At 68.4% G+C, this 15,918-nt stretch carries 13 protein-coding genes; 5 read left to right on the top strand and 8 right to left on the bottom strand.

Features of this window, described 5'->3' with window-relative positions; all coding sequences use genetic code 11:
- Together NBV68_RS03880 and NBV68_RS03875 are read right to left on the bottom strand one after the other, a co-directional pair.
- Positions 1-955: PepSY-associated TM helix domain-containing protein (locus tag NBV68_RS03880; protein WP_296307394.1), on the bottom strand; the 955-nt coding region annotated here is incomplete at its 3' end.
- The gene (locus NBV68_RS03875) at positions 955-3,081 is read right to left on the bottom strand and encodes a TonB-dependent receptor (RefSeq protein ID WP_296307392.1); all 2,127 of its coding nucleotides are present in this window, start codon (positions 3,079-3,081) and stop codon (positions 955-957) included. The genes NBV68_RS03880 and NBV68_RS03875, both read right to left, overlap by 1 nt.
- 166 nt (positions 3,082-3,247) lie before the next feature.
- Here NBV68_RS03875 and NBV68_RS03870 point away from each other — a divergent pair, with 166 nt between their 5' ends.
- A complete protein-coding gene (locus tag NBV68_RS03870) occupies positions 3,248-4,015 on the top strand; it encodes an enoyl-CoA hydratase/isomerase family protein (RefSeq protein WP_296307390.1) in 768 nt (255 codons plus the stop codon).
- Here the strand turns inward: NBV68_RS03870 and NBV68_RS03865 are convergent.
- Both NBV68_RS03865 and NBV68_RS03860 read right to left on the bottom strand, forming a co-directional pair.
- The gene (locus tag NBV68_RS03865; RefSeq protein ID WP_296307388.1) at positions 4,012-5,043 is read right to left on the bottom strand and encodes a LacI family DNA-binding transcriptional regulator; all 1,032 of its coding nucleotides are present in this window, start codon (positions 5,041-5,043) and stop codon (positions 4,012-4,014) included. The genes NBV68_RS03870 and NBV68_RS03865 overlap by 4 nt on opposite strands.
- Positions 5,044-5,052: 9 nt before the next feature.
- A complete protein-coding gene (locus tag NBV68_RS03860) occupies positions 5,053-6,381 on the bottom strand; it encodes an MFS transporter (RefSeq protein WP_296307386.1) in 1,329 nt (442 codons plus the stop codon).
- 175 nt (positions 6,382-6,556) lie between these two features.
- Here NBV68_RS03860 and NBV68_RS03855 point away from each other — a divergent pair, with 175 nt between their 5' ends.
- The 3 genes from NBV68_RS03855 to NBV68_RS03845 all read left to right on the top strand — a co-directional run bounded on the left by NBV68_RS03855 (position 6,557) and on the right by NBV68_RS03845 (position 11,054).
- Positions 6,557-9,019 carry a TonB-dependent receptor gene (locus tag NBV68_RS03855; protein ID WP_366067485.1) on the top strand — a complete coding sequence of 821 codons (2,463 nt, stop codon included), beginning with the start codon at positions 6,557-6,559 and terminating at the stop codon, positions 9,017-9,019.
- Between the two features lie 92 nt (positions 9,020-9,111).
- On the top strand, positions 9,112-10,185 hold the full coding sequence (locus NBV68_RS03850; protein ID WP_296307384.1) for a glycoside hydrolase family 68 protein: 1,074 nt from the start codon (positions 9,112-9,114) through the stop codon (positions 10,183-10,185).
- Complete coding sequence (locus NBV68_RS03845; protein ID WP_296307382.1) at positions 10,185-11,054, top strand: ROK family protein; 870 nt, start codon at positions 10,185-10,187, stop codon at positions 11,052-11,054. The genes NBV68_RS03850 and NBV68_RS03845 overlap by 1 nt, the downstream gene beginning before the upstream one ends.
- A gap of 48 nt (positions 11,055-11,102) precedes the next feature.
- On the opposite strand, the gene NBV68_RS19040 is transcribed toward NBV68_RS03845, so the two are convergent.
- Positions 11,103-11,393, bottom strand: coding sequence for a hypothetical protein (locus tag NBV68_RS19040; RefSeq protein ID WP_366067482.1), 291 nt, complete (start codon positions 11,391-11,393; stop codon positions 11,103-11,105).
- 121 nt (positions 11,394-11,514) lie between these two features.
- Here NBV68_RS19040 and NBV68_RS03835 point away from each other — a divergent pair, with 121 nt between their 5' ends.
- On the top strand, positions 11,515-12,009 hold the full coding sequence (locus NBV68_RS03835) for an alpha/beta fold hydrolase (RefSeq protein ID WP_296307380.1): 495 nt from the start codon (positions 11,515-11,517) through the stop codon (positions 12,007-12,009).
- On the opposite strand, the gene eda is transcribed toward NBV68_RS03835, so the two are convergent.
- Genes eda through zwf form a run of 3 tightly spaced genes read right to left on the bottom strand, consistent with a single transcriptional unit; the run spans position 12,006 to position 15,860 of the window.
- The gene (gene eda, locus NBV68_RS03830) at positions 12,006-12,614 is read right to left on the bottom strand and encodes a bifunctional 4-hydroxy-2-oxoglutarate aldolase/2-dehydro-3-deoxy-phosphogluconate aldolase (protein WP_296307378.1); all 609 of its coding nucleotides are present in this window, start codon (positions 12,612-12,614) and stop codon (positions 12,006-12,008) included. The genes NBV68_RS03835 and eda overlap by 4 nt on opposite strands.
- Before the next feature lie 2 nt (positions 12,615-12,616).
- Entirely contained in the window at positions 12,617-14,428 is a 1,812-nt protein-coding gene (gene edd / locus NBV68_RS03825; protein WP_296307376.1) for a phosphogluconate dehydratase, read from the bottom strand.
- A complete protein-coding gene (zwf, locus tag NBV68_RS03820) occupies positions 14,421-15,860 on the bottom strand; it encodes a glucose-6-phosphate dehydrogenase (RefSeq protein WP_296307375.1) in 1,440 nt (479 codons plus the stop codon). The genes edd and zwf overlap by 8 nt, the downstream gene beginning before the upstream one ends.
- Positions 15,861-15,918: the final 58 nt, after the last annotated feature.

The following is a 15,918-nucleotide window of genomic DNA, read 5'->3' as shown; positions in this document are numbered from 1 at the left end:
GCAAGGGCAGCGCCAGCGCGCTCCCCGCCATCCGCGCCGAATGCAGCGGGTAGAGCGCGTTGCCCGCGCGCAGCGCGAGCGGCGCGGCGGTCGCGTCGCGCGCGGCGAGCACGGTGCCATCGGCGGCGAGGGTGAGGGTGGTGCGCCCGTTGGGGTGCCATTCGGCAGGGCGGCGCATCCGGATCGTCACCGCCTCGCCCTCGGTCTTGGGCCAGATGATCATCCGCGGCTCGGCATCGGGGAAACGACGCTGCGCGGCGGTGAGGATCGCGGGCCAATCGGGGGCGGCTGCTGTGGCGGGCGCCGGAGGCTTGGCCTGCCACGCGGCGACTTCGGCCGCAGGCGACAGGGGCGCGACCACCGCCTGTCCCAGCGGCTTCAGCACCATCAGCGCGCCGGTGACGGCGGCGAGCAGGATCGGCAGCGCTAGCACCGCGCCGATATCGCGGTGGTGGCGGATCACCGCCGGGCGGGTGAAGCGCTGAGGCCACGCGCGCAAGGCAAAGGTGCGGCGCGTCGGCCACCACAGGATGAGGCCGGTAACGCAGAACAGGATCGCGGCGATGCCCAGCCATCCCGAGATCACCTCGCCGGTCTCGCCCAGCAGCAGGTGGTGGTGGAGATCGAAGAGGAATGTCTCGGGCCGCTCCCACACGCTTTGCCAGCGGGCGAGCAGCGTGCCGTCATGCGCGAGGTAGCCGCCCGCGCCGTCCGGCAGTCCTGCCTGCGCCGCGCCGAATTCCGCCGAGGGGAGCGTGACGTAACTCGCGCCGAGTTCCTGCGCGGCGGTGATGATCGCCAGCACCTCCTCGCCCGAGGGTGCGCGGGCCGCGAGGGGGACGCCCACCCACCACGGCTTCCACAGCAGCGCTGCGCCCGTCAGCCCCAGCACCGCAAGGCCGAGGCCGACCAGCCCGCCCAGCCAGCGATGGACGATCCGCAGCCCCTCGCGCATCAGAAATTCGCCAGCCAGCCCAGCGTCACGCTCCGCCCGCGTCCGGCGAAGAACCGCAGGTTATCGGCCGGGCGCTGGGTGTCGGAATTGTAGTCGATATACTGCTTGTCGAGCAGGTTCTGCGCGGCGAGGGTGAAGCTGCCGAAAGCGGTCGCCACGCTCACCGAGCCGTCGAGCAGGTGGTAGCCTTCGAAATCGTTGCGCGGATCGCCGCCGTCGAACTTCCGCGCGAAATGCGTGCGCGACTGCAGGCGCAGGCTCACCGGGCCGTTGGTGTAATCGGCGGACAGGTTCAGACGGTCGGGGCCGATATTCGCGCCGTCCAGATCGGCGTTGACGATCCCGTCGCCATTGGTGTCGACCCGCCCGTTGAGGTGCGCATAGCCGAAGCCCAAGCGCAGGCCGGGGATCGGGGTGGCGGTGGTGAGGTTCAACTCGATCCCTTCGATCTCGATGCGCTGGCGCTGCACCTCGAAGACGTCGCCGACCAGCACCAGCAGTTGGCCCTCGTCGCTGTCCGACCAGAAATAGGTCGCGCTGGCATCCACGGGCCCGCGCTTCACCTCGAAGCCGACTTCGCGGTTGTCGGCCACGACGGGGGCAATGTCGAGGAAGCGGTCGAGATCGACATTCGGTGTGCGGATTGCGCGAGTGATGCGGCCGACGTCGGGCACGGTGTAGCCTTGGGCATAGCTGGCGTAGGCGCGAATGCCCGGCATGGGCTCGATCACGATCCCGCCGTTGGGCAGGACGCGGTCGAAGCTGGGCGAACCGCCGCCCACCTGTTGCGGGCCGTAGAACCACAGGGTCTGGTAGTCGTCGATGGCGATCTCGACATTCTCCCAGCGCACGCCGCCTGCGATGCGCAGCTTGCCGTCCCACAGCGCGAGGTTGCCTTGGGCAAAGGGCGCGATGCTCCGATAGTCGGTCGGCGGCACCCAGGCGCGCCCCGTCTGGGCGAGCACCTGCACGGTGTGGTCGTTGAGGAGGTCGACGCCCGCGACGAGGTTCAGCGGCCCGAAACCGCTCTCCCAGCTGGCGTTCACCCCCCACTTGCGGCTGATGTTCTGCGACTGGTCGAACAATGTTCCGAGCGGGGCGATGGCCGGGTCCTGGAAGTCGGCGAAGGTGCCGCCGCCATAGATGTCGGCGGTGCGGTTCCAGAAGCCGCGGATGCGCAGGGCACCGCCCGCAAGGTCGTCGGCAGTGAGGGTCAGCGAGAGGCTCTCGGCGAGGTTCTCGGGCGCCTCGCCCTGCACCACGCCGCGGGCGCCGGTGGAGGGCAGGCCGGCGGCGCGGCTCCCGGCGACCGCGATCAGATCGCCGTCACCCTGTAGCTGGAAGCGCTGGCCCATCGCCTCGATCCGCACGCTGCTGCCAAGCTCGACGCCCGCCTTGGCGAAGAAGGAGAGGCTTTCGGAGTCCATCAGATCGCCCTGCGTCCCGTCAGGGGCGATGCGGCGCTGCTCGCCGTCGCGGAACACCCCGCGGCGTTCGAAGGCCGCGCCGACGACGACATCGAAGGCGCCCGAGCGATTGGCGACGAGCGCACCGACCTTGCCGCCGAAGCCGTCATTCCTGAAGCCGCTTTCGGCGGTGCCTTGCAGGATGGTGCGCGCGCTCCATCCATCTTCGGCGGGCGCGCTGACGGTGACCTGGTTGATCACCCCGCCGGTGCCGCCGATGCCCTGCAAGGCGTTCGAGCCGAGGATCAGCTCGACCCGGTCGATGAAGAAGGGATCGATGGTGAAACCGTCGCGCGAGCCATCGCGCAAGGGTGCGGTCTGGGGGATGCCGTCGATCGCGAAGAGCGGCGAGCGGCCACGCAGGGTCTCGCCTTGGCCGGTCAGCTTCTGGCGGGCTGGGCTGAAGGAAGGCGTGAGCGCCGCGACCGCATCGACCACCGAGCCCGAAATCTGGAGCTGACGCTCGAGCGTTTCGCGGTCGATCACCTCGGCGGTGAGGGGCAGCGCGGTGATCGGCAGGCTGGTGCGCGCGGCGGTGACGATGATCGGTTCGGCTTCGGCAGCGGTGTCCTCCTCGAACGGGGCGGCAGTGCTGTCCTGCGCCTGCGCGGCGGCGGCGAGGGGGAAGAGGGCGGCGGAGAGGAGGAGAGAGAATCGCATTGCTGAACCGTTCCTGATAATCATTCGCAGGAACGCCTTTAAGAACCATTCTCAATAACGCAAGCCGGTTTCTGCGGGATTTGCGGGATGGGCGAGATTTGGAAATAACCCACGCTCCGTCCGGCACTAGGCTTGGGCCCCGCGCCGACGATGAGAGGGATCCGCCATGACCCGCCCCGCCTATTTCGATGCCTTTCCCGGTCTCGCGCTCGATCGCGACGTGGCGGGGGTGCTGACCGCCACTTTGCACACCGGCGGCGGCCCGCTGACTTTCACCGCCCGCGACCACACCGACTACACCGAGGCCTTCTACCGCATCGCGCAGGACCGCGAGAACAGCATCGTCATCCTCACCGGCGCAGGCGGGCAATTCATCGCGGGGATCGACTTCCCCAGCTTCGGCAACGTCGCCGATCCCGATGTCTGGTCGCAGGTGCACGACGAGGGCGTGCAGATCCTCGAGAACCTCGCCAACATCCGCGTGCCGGTGATCGCCGCGATCGAGGGCGCGGCGCATGTCCACAGCGAATATGCGTTGATGGCCAATGTGATCGTCGCCGGGACCAGCGCGACCTTCCACGATCTGCCGCACTTCGCGGGCGGGATCGTGCCGGGGGACGGCATCTTCACCACCTGGAGCCATCGCGCCGGACCGGGGCGGGCCGAGGCGTGGCTGCTCGATCCGCAGCCGATCAGCGCGGCCACGGCGCGGGACTGGGGCGTGGTCGCCGAGGTGGTCGCCGACGGCACGGCGCTGGCCCGCGCGCGGGAGCTGGCCGCGCTCTATCTGGCGAAGCCCGCGGTCACGCGCCGCAACACCCGCATCCACTTCGTCCAGCCGCTGAAGGAGCGATTGGTCCGCGAGGTGGGCTACGGACTTGCGCTGGAAGGCGCCTCGGCCGCCGCTTTGGTGAAGAGCTTTAGCGACAGCTAGGCCGTCTCGCGCACCACCAGTTCGGGCGGGAGCACCAGGCTCTCGGTCGTCTCGCCGCCGAGACGCCGCAGCAAGAGGTCGACCAGCCCGCGCGCGCCTGCGGCAATGTCCTGCCGGACGGTGGTGAGTGGGGGGATGGTCTGGCGGGCGATCGGCAGGTCGTCGAAGCCGACCAGTTTCACATCATCGGGCACGCGCAGCCCTTGCGCGCGCAGCTGCGTGAGGCACAGCGCGGCCAGCGTGTCGGTGGCGGCGAAGATGCCGTCGATCTGGCGACCGTGCCGCGCGAGGTGGCCCGCGATCTCCTCGCTCGCGCGGTCGGGCGAGAGGTGGGTGGCGAGCGGCAGCACCTCGGGCAGCCCCATCCGCACCGCCACATCCTGCGCGCCCGCAAAGCGCGCGGCGAATTCCATCGGGCCGGTATCGCCGACAAAGGCGATCCGCCGCGCCCCGCCCGCAATCAGCCGCTCGGCCGCGAGCCTGCCGCCCAGCCGGTTGTCGGTGCCGACCACGCAGTGCCGCTGGCCCTCCTGGTGGTTCCCCCAGACGACCATCGACCGGTAGCCGTCGGCGACCTCCTCGATCCGCTCGAACTGATCCGACTGGCCGATCACGATCACCCCGTCGATCATGCCTGAGCCGATGAAGCGGTCGAGCCAGTCGGCGTCGTCGCCCGGCACCACGCGGCGCAGCATCAGGTCGTAGCCGTGGGTGGTGAGCTCGTCCGCGAGAAAGCCGAGCAGGGTCATGAAAAAGCTGTCGGAGATCTGCTGGCGGGTGTCATGGCCGAGCGGAATGACGACCCCGATCACTCCGGTCTTCTGGCGGCGGAGCCCGCTCGCCATCTGGTTGGGGCGGAAGCCGTGCTCGCGCGCCAGCGCCTCGATCTTCTCGCGGGTGCGGGTGTTGACGAGGCTCTTGCCGGCAAGCGCGCGGCTGACCGTGCCGGGCGAGACCCCGGCGAGCCGCGCCAGATCGGTGATGGTGCGCACGGTACTGCGCGTTGTTCTGTCCTCGCCTGCGGCCATGGTTCCCCTCTAACCGGTTGCGAGCCCCTGTTCCCGGGGTCTGCGATGACCGGCGTCCACCAACAGCGTAGCGATGGCGCCCGCTAGCATCAAGACGCCGCCCAGCATCAGCACGTTGCGCGGGTCACTGCCGAGCAGGGGTGCGTAGATCAGCGGCATGGTCAGCGTCTGGATCAGCATGGGGATGACGATGAACAGGTTGAAGATCCCCATGTAGATGCCGTTGCGCTCGGGCGGGATGCAGTCGGCGAGCATCACGTAGGTGTTGCCCATCATCCCCGCCCAGCCGATGCCGATGCCGAGCATCAGCACGAACAGAGCGGGCGCGCTTGAGACGCCCGGGATCAGCAGCATCGCCGCGCCCGAGGCGGCGAGGCAGGCGGCATGGGTGGGCCGCGCGCCGAAGCGCTTGACGATCGGGATCAGGGCGAGGGCTCCGAGGAAGGCGATGAAGTTGTAGAGCGCGCCGGCCTGCTGGGTGGTCAGGGTTGCCTCGCGGAACAGCGCGCTGGCGGGATCGCTGGTGTTGTAGAGGCTGCGGCCGACGGCGAAGGTGATGTACTGCCAATAGGCGAACATCGCATACCACTGGCACAGCATCGCGCCCGCCAGCTGGCGCATCGGGCGCGGCATCTCGCGAAGCGCGTCGCGGATTTCGACGAGGGTGCCGCGCGCGGTGAGGGGGCGCTGGACAAGCTCGGCCTGCTCGGCCGCGTCCAGCGGCAGCTCGCGCACCCGCAGCACCGACCACAGGATCGTCGAGATCGACAGGATCGCCCCGATCACGAAGGCGATGCGCACGATCACCGGAATGCCGTTGGCATCGAGCACGTCCTTGGCGACGAAATATGTCAGCAGCGAGGGCGCGAGGTAGGACAGCGTCTGCGCCAGCCCGGTGAACGCACTCTGGGTGAGGAAGCCCACCGACCGCTGCTCGGGCGCGAGCCGGTCGGCCACGTAGGCGCGGTAGGGCTCCATGGTGATGTTGTTGCCAGCATCGAGGATCCACAAGAGACTCGCGGCCATCCACAGCGCGCTCGAATAGGGCATGGCGAAAAGCGCGAGGCTGCAGATCACCGCGCCGATCAGGAAATAGGGCGTGCGGCGGCCAAGGCGGGTGTTGGTCCGGTCGCTCATCGCGCCGACGATCGGCTGGACGATCAGCCCGGTCATCGGCCCTGCCAGCCACAGGAGCGGCATCGAGGCCTCGTCCGCGCCGAGGAAGCCATAGATGGGCCCCATATTGGCCTGTTGCAGTCCGAAGGAGAACTGCAGGCCGAAGAAGCCGATGTTCATCTCGATGATTCTGAGCAGCGAAAGCCGCGGCTTTTCCGACATGTTGCGCCTCATCCCATTTGCTCTTCATGCGCCTTATAACCGACGCTGTGGCAGAGAGGTGACACGAATCCGGATCATTTGCAAACGATTGCAAGATTCCCCTTGCAAACGTTTGCAAAATGGTTAGGCCTCGCATTGTCAGCGCCCGAAGATGCGCGAGCTCGAGAGGAGACCCATGATGAAATTGCGTTACGCGCTTTGCGCCGGTGCCGCCGTGTCGGCGCTCGTCACCACCCCCGCCTTTGCACAGGATTCCACCGACACCGTCGAGGGCGAGGAAATCATCGTCACCGCGGTCGCTCGCGGCCAGAACCGCATCGAAAGCTCGGTCTCGGTCAGCTCGATCGGTGCCGAGGCCATCACCAACCTCAACGCGCCGTCCTCGGCCGACCTCATCCGCCAGATCCCGGGCATCCGCTCGGAAGCTTCGGGCGGTGAGGGCAATGCCAATATCGCGGTGCGCGGTATCCCGGTCTCGACCGGCGGTGCGCGCTACATCCAGCTTCAGGAAGATGGCCTGCCGATCCTCGAATTCGGCGACATCATCTTCGGCAATGCCGACAACTTCCTGCGCGCCGACCGCTCGGTCGCCCGCGTCGAAGCCGTTCGCGGCGGTTCGGCCTCGACCTTCGCCTCGAACGCGCCGGGGGCGGTGATCAACTTCATTTCCAAGACCGGCAAGCAGGAAGGCGGCGCGATCCAGGGCACGGTCGGCCTCGACTTCGAGACCTATCGCCTCGATTTCGATTACGGCGCGCCGCTGGGCGAAGACCTCTACTTCCACGTCGGCGGCTTCTACCGCACAGGCGAAGGGCCGCGCGACATCGGCTACAACGGCTATGACGGCGGCCAGATCAAGGCCAACATCACCAAGGAATTCGACGGCGGCTATATCCGCTTCTCGGCCAAGTATCTGGACGACAAGACCCCGACCATCCTGCCCCAGCCGGTGCGGGTGACGGGCGGCAATGCAAGCCCGAACTACGAGGCGATTGCCGGCTTCGATCCGCGCACGGATTCGCTCTACAGCCCCTTCATCACCCCCGCAGTGACGCTCGACGGGAACAACAACCCGGCGACCTTCGATTTCCGCGACGGGCTTTCGGTGCAGTCCTTCGCCTTCGGGATCGAGAGCGAGATCGACGTGGGCGGCGGCTGGACGCTGACCAACCGCTTCCGCTTCGCCGACAATTCGGGCGGCTTCCTGTCGCCCTTCCCGGCCGGTGCCGATCTGGCCCAGAATGTCGCCAACTCTGTCGCCGGCGGCCCGGGTGCGAGCATCATCATCGCCACCGGCCCGAATGCCGGGCAGACCGTCAATCCCACCACTGTCGGCGGCAATGGCCTGCTCACCAACGTGGTGGTGTTCAACACCCGCCTCAACAGCCTCGACAACATCACCAACGACTTCCGCGTGAACAAGGAGTTCGACCTTGGCGGCGGCACGCTGAATTTCACCAGCGGCTTCTACCTGTCGCGCCAGACAGTCGATACCGACTGGCTGTGGACCAGCCACGTCCAGACCGTGCAGGGCGATGGCCAGGCGGTGCTGGTCAACATCCGCAACGCAGGCGGGCAGATCGTCACCCAGAACGGCACGGTAGGCTTCGGCGCGACCTTCTTCGGCAATTGCTGCCGCCGGTCCTATGATGTCGACTACAGCACCTACGCGCCCTTCGCCTCGCTCTCGTTCGAGACCGGCCGCCTGACGCTCGACGCCTCGATCCGCTATGATTTCGGCGATGCGAGCGGGACGATCACCGGCGCGGACACGGGCTTCGGCACCGGCATCGGCAGTTTCGATTTCGACCGCAACGGCACGATCAGCACCGCCGAGGCGCAGACCGCCGTCCTGCCGCTCGGCAATGCGCGGCCGGTGAACTACGACTTCGACTATGTCAGCTACTCGCTGGGGGCGAACTACCTCGTCTCCGACGATCTCGGCCTGTTCGCTCGGGTCAGCCGCGGCGGGCGTCACACCGCCGACCGCTCGCTGTTCTCGCCTGCGGTCAGCACCACCGATGGCAGCCTGCCGGGCGGCGATGCAGGGGTGATCGCCACGGTCAACCAGATCGAAGTGGGTGCCAAGTACCAGTCGGGCGGGATCGGCTTCTACGCCACCGGCTTCTTCGCCAAGACCGAGGAAACCAACGTCGAGCTCGCTCCGCTGGAACTGTTCGACAGCACCTACGAGGCCTTCGGGATCGAGCTTGAGGGTTCGTACCGCACGGGGCCGTTCAGCCTGACGGCAGGCGTGACGTGGACCGACTCGGAGATCCAGGACGCGCTTGATGCGACCACCATCGGCAACACCCCGCGCCGCCAGGCCGACCTCGTGTACCAAGCCACCGCGCAGTACGAGAGCGACCTGTTCACCGTGGGCGCCAACGTGGTCGGCACCACCGACAGCTTCACGCAGGACAGCAACCAGCTGAAGCTGCCCGCCTACACGCAGGTCAACGCCTTCGTTGCCTTCCGCCCGATCGACCGGATCGAGGTCGGCCTCAACGCGGCCAACCTGTTCAACGCCACCGGCTTCACCGAGGCGGAGGAAGGCTCGATCCCGGCCAACGGGATCGTCCGCGCCCGCTCGATCGCCGGTCGCACCGTGCTTGCCTCGATCCGGTTCGACTTCTGACAACCGGACCTGTGGCATGGGGCTGGCCGCCAATTCTCCCCGGCGGCCGGCCCTTCCTTTTGGTGATGTGACGTGACGGGATGAGAGCGCGGATGACCAGCATGTGGACGGCCGAACAGGTGCGCCGGATCGCGGCGATTCCGGGCGCCGGCGCGCTGATCCCGCCTGTGGGCGGTGCGGGGCACGGGGCCCTCGATCCTGCGCGGCTCTACTGGGACATGTGGCCGCTGCAGGACACCGCCGGCCACCGCACGCTGCTCGCCGGCCGCGAGCTGTGGATGGCGCTGACCGCCCCCGATTGCGGCGATCCCGCGCTGCGGCACTTCGAGGCCAAGATCCACTGGCTCGAGCGCATGGGCGATGGCTGGACGGATCATGGCCCGGTGCTCCCCGACATGCCCGTTTCCTACGAGCGTGAATGGGCGGGTTCGGCGCTGCTGCACGATGGCACCGTCACCCTGTTCTTTACCGCTGCCGGCACCGACACCCGTGCAGGCGGCTACCAGCAGGAGCTGTGGGCGGCCACCGCCCCGGTCGGGGAGGACGGCTGGCCGACCGGCTGGTCCGCGCCCGCCCCGCTCGTCACCGGCTACGGCCCCCACTACATGCCCGCCGACGCGCACGAGGGCGAGGCGGGCAAGATCAAGGCCTTCCGCGACCCGGCCTACTTCCGCGATCCGGCGGACGGCGCTGAATACCTCGCCTTCACCGCTTCGCTCGCCGGTTCGGCCAGCGCCTTCAACGGCGCCTTCGGCCTGGCCCGGAAGGGCAATGACGGCACGTGGGAGCTGATCGCCCCCGCGATCCATGCCGATGGCGTCAACAACGAGCTCGAACGCGCCCATCTGGTGTTCCACGCCGGTTCCTATTACGCCTTCTGGTCGACCCAGACTGCGACCTTCGCCGAAGGCCTGCGGCACGTACCGGGAGGGCTCTACGGGATGGTGGCAGACAGCATGGCAGGGCCGTGGAGGCCGCTCAACGGGACGGGGTTGGTGCTTGCCAACCCTGCCGATCGTCCGCAGCAGACTTACAGCTGGTATGTTGACGCGGACCTGACCGTGTGCAGCTTCGTCGACCTCCTTCCTGATGATCGCTTCGGCGGGGTGCCTGCGCCGCTGCTGCACCTTACGCTGGACGGCGAGCGCGCGGAGCTTGCCGCCTGATGCTGGCCGCAATCGAGGCGGGCGGAACCAAGTTCGTGCTCGCGGTCGGCCCTGCGCCTGACGCCATCACCGCCCGCCTTACCATCCCGACCCGCGATCCCGCCACGACGCTGGCCGAGGCCGCCGCATGGCTGGCGTCGCAGGGCCCGATCAAGGGGCTGGGGATCGGCAGCTTCGGCCCCGTCGAGCTCGACCCCGCCTCGCCGCAATGGGGCTTCATCACCACCACGCCCAAGCCCGGCTGGGCAGGCACCGACGTCGCCCGCCACCTTTCCGCTGCGCTTGGCGGCGTGCCGGTCGGCTTTGACACCGACGTCAATGCGGCCGCGCTCGCCGAGCATGCGGCGCGGGGCGGAGCGGCGGGCGGGAGCCTCGCATACATCACCGTAGGCACCGGCATCGGCGGCGGGCTTGTGCTGGATGGCCGCCCGGTCCACGGTATCGCCCACCCCGAAGTCGGCCACATCTTCCCGCGTCGCCACCCCGAGGACCGCGACTTTGCCGGCACGTGCCCGCATCATGGCGACTGCCTCGAGGGGCTCGCCAGTGGCCCCGCGGTGATGGCGCGCTGGGGCGCCTCGCTCTCCGAGCTTGGCGCCGACCATGGGGCCCACGCGATCGTCGCCGACTATGTGGCGCAGGCCTGCCACGTCCTCTTCGCCAGCGTCGCGGTCGAGGAGGTTGTGATCGGCGGCGGCGTCGCGCAGACCCCCGGCCTTGTCGAGCGCATCGCCGCGCGCGCCCGCGAACTGGACGCCGGTTACCTCCCCGGCGGCGCACGCCACCGGATCATCGCTCCGCGGCTCGGCACCGACAGCGGGATCACCGGCGCGATGCTGCTCGCGAATGCTGCCGCCGCAGATGCTTGAACCTCATGTCTTCCCTCGCGATAAGGGCGTGAGGGAGAGACACTGATGTTACGACTGCTTGCCGCGCTCGCCGCACTGATCGGCCTCGCCATGCCGCTTGCCGCCAAGGATGGAGGACGCCTGATCGAGTACGAGCGCGTCGCTGCCGAGGGCCTGCCCGACCAGCGTCTCTCGATCTGGCTGCCGCCCGGTTACGACGCGTCCGACGCGCGCTATCCGGTGCTCTACATGCATGACGGGCACAATCTGTTCGATCTGAAGAACAGCAACTTCAACAAGATCTGGGCGGCCGACAAGGCGATGATGACCGCCGTGCAGAGCGGCAAGGTCGAGCCGCACATCATCATCGGCATCTGGGCACCGGGGCCCAACCGGCACCGGCAATATCTCCCGCGCAGCGCCTATGATCTCGCATCGGGCAACCTGCGCCAGCAGCTGGACGCCGCAACGCCGGGGGGGGGTGATTTCGCACCACTATCTCGCGTGGATCGCGGGGCCGCTGAAGCGCTGGGTCGACACCTCCTTCCGCACCCGCAGCGGGCGGGACGACACCGCGATCGTCGGCTCCTCGATGGGCGGGCTGATGAGCTGCTACGCCTTTCTCGAGGCGCCGCAGGTGTTCGGCCGCGCGGGCTGTGTCTCCTCGCACTGGCCTGCGGTCGATCCGCGCGCCATCGCCGCCGACGAAGCGCAATTGCGGACGCTGTGGGACGGCTGGTTCGCCGCGCGCCTCGGGGCACCGGGCGGACGGCGGGTGTGGATGGACCACGGCACCGCCACGCTCGATGCCTATTACGCGCCCTACCAGCAGGTCATCGACGCGCGGTTCGCCAGCGCGGGATGGCAGAAGGGCCGCGACTGGGAGAGCCGGGTCTACGAGGGCGCCGAGCACGAGGAGAACGCCTGGGCCGCGCGCCTGCCCGAGGTGTTCGGGTGGCTGCTCGCGAAGGACTAACGCAAGCCGAAAGCTTCCCGCGCCAGCCGCTCCACCACCGCCTTGTCGGGCGCGCCCTTGGGGGAGACCCAGCTCCCGCCGACGCACAGGACGGGATCGAAGGCGAGCCATTCGGGCGCGTTTTCGAGGCTGATCCCGCCGGTCGGGCAAAAGCGCACGTTTCCGAAGGGCGCCGCGAGGGCTTTCAATGCGGGGAGGCCGCCCGCCGCCATCGCCGGGAAGAACTTGAACCGGTCAAGGCCCAGGTCGAGCCCGCGCATGATGTCGCCCGCATTGGCGATGCCGGGGAGGAAAGGCACGCCGGCTGCCACGGCTGCCTTGCCGAGGGTTTCGGTGAGGCCCGGGGAGACGATGAACTCGGAGCCCGCTTCCAGCGCCGCGTCCAGATCGCGGGGGTTGGTGACGGTGCCCGCGCCGACGATCGCGCCCGGAACCTGCTTCATCGCCCGGATCGCGGGGAGGGCGGCAGGGGTGCGCAAGGTGACTTCGAGCGCCCGCAATCCGCCCGCGACCAATGCTTCTGCGAGGGGGACAGCGTGCGCCTCGTCCTCGATGACGATCACCGGGATGACCGGCGCGGTGCGCATGATGGTGTCGATCTTCATTCTCACATTCCTCCGGTGGCCAGCATCGCGGACGCGCCTTGTTCGGCGCCGTCGGCAAAGCGGCGCATCATGCCGAATAGCTCGCGGCCCGTGCCGCTGTCGGCGGCGGGATCGGCGACTGGCTCGCGCGAGGCGAGGTCGGCGGTGGTCGAAAGCTCGCCCGTTGTCGCGCACACTCTCACGACATCGCCGTCACGCAGGCGCGCCAGCGGGCCGCCGCCCAGCGCTTCCGGCGTGCAATGAATCGCCGCGGGCACCTTGCCGCTCGCACCCGACATACGGCCATCGGTGACCAGCGCCACCTTGTACCCGCGGTCCTGAAGCACGCCCAAGGGCGGGGTCAGCTTGTGGAGTTCGGGCATCCCGTTGGCGCGCGGGCCCTGGAAGCGCACGACCACGACGACATCGCGGTCCAGCTCGCCCGCCTTGAAGGCGGCGGCGACGCTCGGCTGATCCTCGAAAACGCGGCACGGCGCTTCCACCGTCCAGCGGCTTTCGTCCACCGCCGAGGTCTTGAAGCAGGCGCGGCCAAGATTGCCCTCGAGCAGCCGCATGCCCCCGTCCGCCTTGAACGGATTGGCGACCGGGCGGAGCATCGTGTCGTCGCCCGAGGGCCCGACATCGCGCCACACCAGATCATCGCCCTCCAGCCCGGGCTCCTTGGCGTAATCGGCAAAGCCGCCGCGCGCCACGGTCAGGATGTCCGCGTGCGCCAGCCCCGCCTCGAGCAGTTCGCCAATAACGAAGCCCATCCCGCCGGCATTGTGGAAGTGGTTCACGTCGCCCGCGCCATTGGGATAGACCTGCGCGATCAGCGGGACGGCGCTCGACAGCTCGGCAAGGTCGTTCCAGTCGAAGATCACGCCCGCCGCGCGCGCCATGGCGGGCAGATGGATCGCGTGGTTGGTCGAGCCGCCGGTGGCGAGCAGGCCCACGGCCGCGTTCACCACCGCCTTCTCGTCGACCACGAAGCCGAGCGGGCGGTAATCCTCGCCCTTGTGCCCGATTTCCGCCACCCGGTGCATCGCTGCGCGGTCCAGCGCCTGACGCAGTTTGGTGCCGGGGTTGATGAAGGCGGAATTGGGGACGTGCAGCCCCATCATCTCCATCATCATCTGGTTGGAATTGGCTGTGCCGAAGAAGGTGCAGGTGCCCTGCGAGTGGTAACTCCCCATCTCGCTCGCCAGCAGTTCGGCGCGGGTTGCCTTGCCTTCGGCATAGAGCTGGCGAACGCGCTGCTTTTCCTTGTTGGGAATGCCGGTCGGCATCGGCCCGCCGGGGACGAAGATCATCGGCAGGTGGCCGAACCGCAAGGCGCCCATCATCAGCCCCGGCACGATCTTGTCACAGATGCCGAGCAGCAGCGCTCCGTCGAACATCGCATGGCTGAGCGCGACGGCGGTCGACAGCGCAATCACGTCGCGGCTGAAAAGCGACAGCTCCATGCCGACCTCGCCCTGCGTCACCCCGTCGCACATGGCGGGCACGCCGCCAGCGACCTGCGCGGTGGCGCCGATCTCGCGGGCGTAGATCTTGAGCCGCTCGGGGTAGCGGTAATAGGGCGCGTGGGCCGAGAGCATGTCGTTATAGGCGCTGACGATCCCGATATTGGCCCCGCGGCCGGAGACCATCGCCGCCTTGTCCTCCTCCATCCCGGCGTAGGCGTGGGCGAGGTTGGAGCAGGAGACGGCCGAGCGCTCGCCCATGTTGTCGCCCTCGCGGCGGATCAGGTCGAGATAGGCGCTGCGGCTCGCGCGCGAGTTTGCGATCACGCGCTGGGTCACCCGGTGGAGGGTGTCGTTGAGGTTACTCATGCCACGTCACTCCGTCGCGTTCCGCCAGGGCGATGGCGGCGCTCGGGCCCCAGCTTCCGGCGGTGTAGGTCTTGGGGGTCAGGCCGTCCGCCGCCCAGCCGGCGCGGATCGCGTCGACCCATTCCCATTGCGCCTCGACCTCGTCGCGTCGCACGAACAGGGTCTGGTCGCCCTCAACCAGATCAAGCAGCAGGCGCTCATAGGCGATGCGCCGCACCGCACCGCTGAAGGCGTCGGGCATGGCGATGTTGAGCGGCACCGAGCGCAGGCGGATGCCCTCGCGGTCGAGGCCGGGCACCTTGGCCATCAGCGACAGAGTGATGTTTTCCTCCGGCTGGATGCCGATGACCAGCCGGTTGGGCTGCATCGTCGCGCCTTTTCCGGCAAAGATGCTGTGCGGCACGCAAGCAAACTGGATCACGATCTCGGTGACGCGCTTGGGCATGCGCTTGCCGGTTCTGAGGTAGAAGGGCACGCCCTTCCAGCGCCAGTTGTCGACATGGGCCTTGATCGCGACGAAGGTCTCGGTGTCCGAGGGCTTGCCGAGTTCCTCGTCGTAGCCCGGCACCGCCTGCCCCTGAATCGCGCCTGCGCGGTATTGCCCGGTGACGGTCTCGTTCGAGGCGACGCCCCTCAGCGCGCGCAGCACCTTGACCTTCTCGTCACGCACCGCGGTCGCGTCGAAATGGGCGGGCGGCTCCATCGCCACCAGCGCGAGCAGCTGGAGCATGTGGTTCTGCACCATGTCGCGGATCGCGCCGGCATCGTCGTAGAAGGCGACGCGGCCTTCAAGACCCACGGTCTCGGCGACGGTGATCTGCACGTGATCGATGTGGGCGGCATTCCACAGCGGCTCGAACATGATGTTGGCAAAGCGCAGCGCGAGCAGGTTCTGCACCGTCTCCTTGCCGAGATAGTGGTCGATGCGGAAAATCCGGCTCTCGGGGAAGGCGCCCGCCACCGCGTCGTTGATCTCGCGGCTCGAGGCAAGGTCGGTGCCGAGCGGCTTTTCGAGGCACATGCGCACCGTCTCGCCCGTCAGCCCGGCGGACTGGAGCCCCTTGATGGTGGGGCCGAACAGGCTCGGCGCGGTCGAGAGGAAGATCGCGAGGCCCCGCTCGGGCGTGCCGACCTTCTCGGCGAGCGCGCCGTAGCCCTCGAGCGTGGTCGCATCGAGCGTCTGGTAGGCGAGGCGGTTGAGGAACCCCGCCATGCTGCCGCGGCGTTCGGCGGGGAGGTATTTCTCCAGCGCGGCGCGGGCGAAGTTCCTGTATTCGCTGTCCGACATGCTGCTGCGCGCGGTGCCGATGATCTTGAGATCGGGGGCGAGCAGCCCGTCGGCTTCGAGCGCGAACAGGCTCGGCAGCAGCATGCGCTGGGCAAGGTCGCCGGTGGCTCCGAACAGCAGCAGGCGGTCAGCGGTGAAGCTCATGGCGGGTGCCCCCTCTTTGCGTCGCGCCCTACCTAGGCGCGCGGGAGGCTATCCGCCA

Source organism: Erythrobacter sp., from assembly GCF_023653175.1.
GTDB lineage: Bacteria > Pseudomonadota > Alphaproteobacteria > Sphingomonadales > Sphingomonadaceae > Erythrobacter.
Note: the sequence above shows the minus strand (reverse complement) of the source record. Positions and strands in the feature narration are given on the sequence as shown.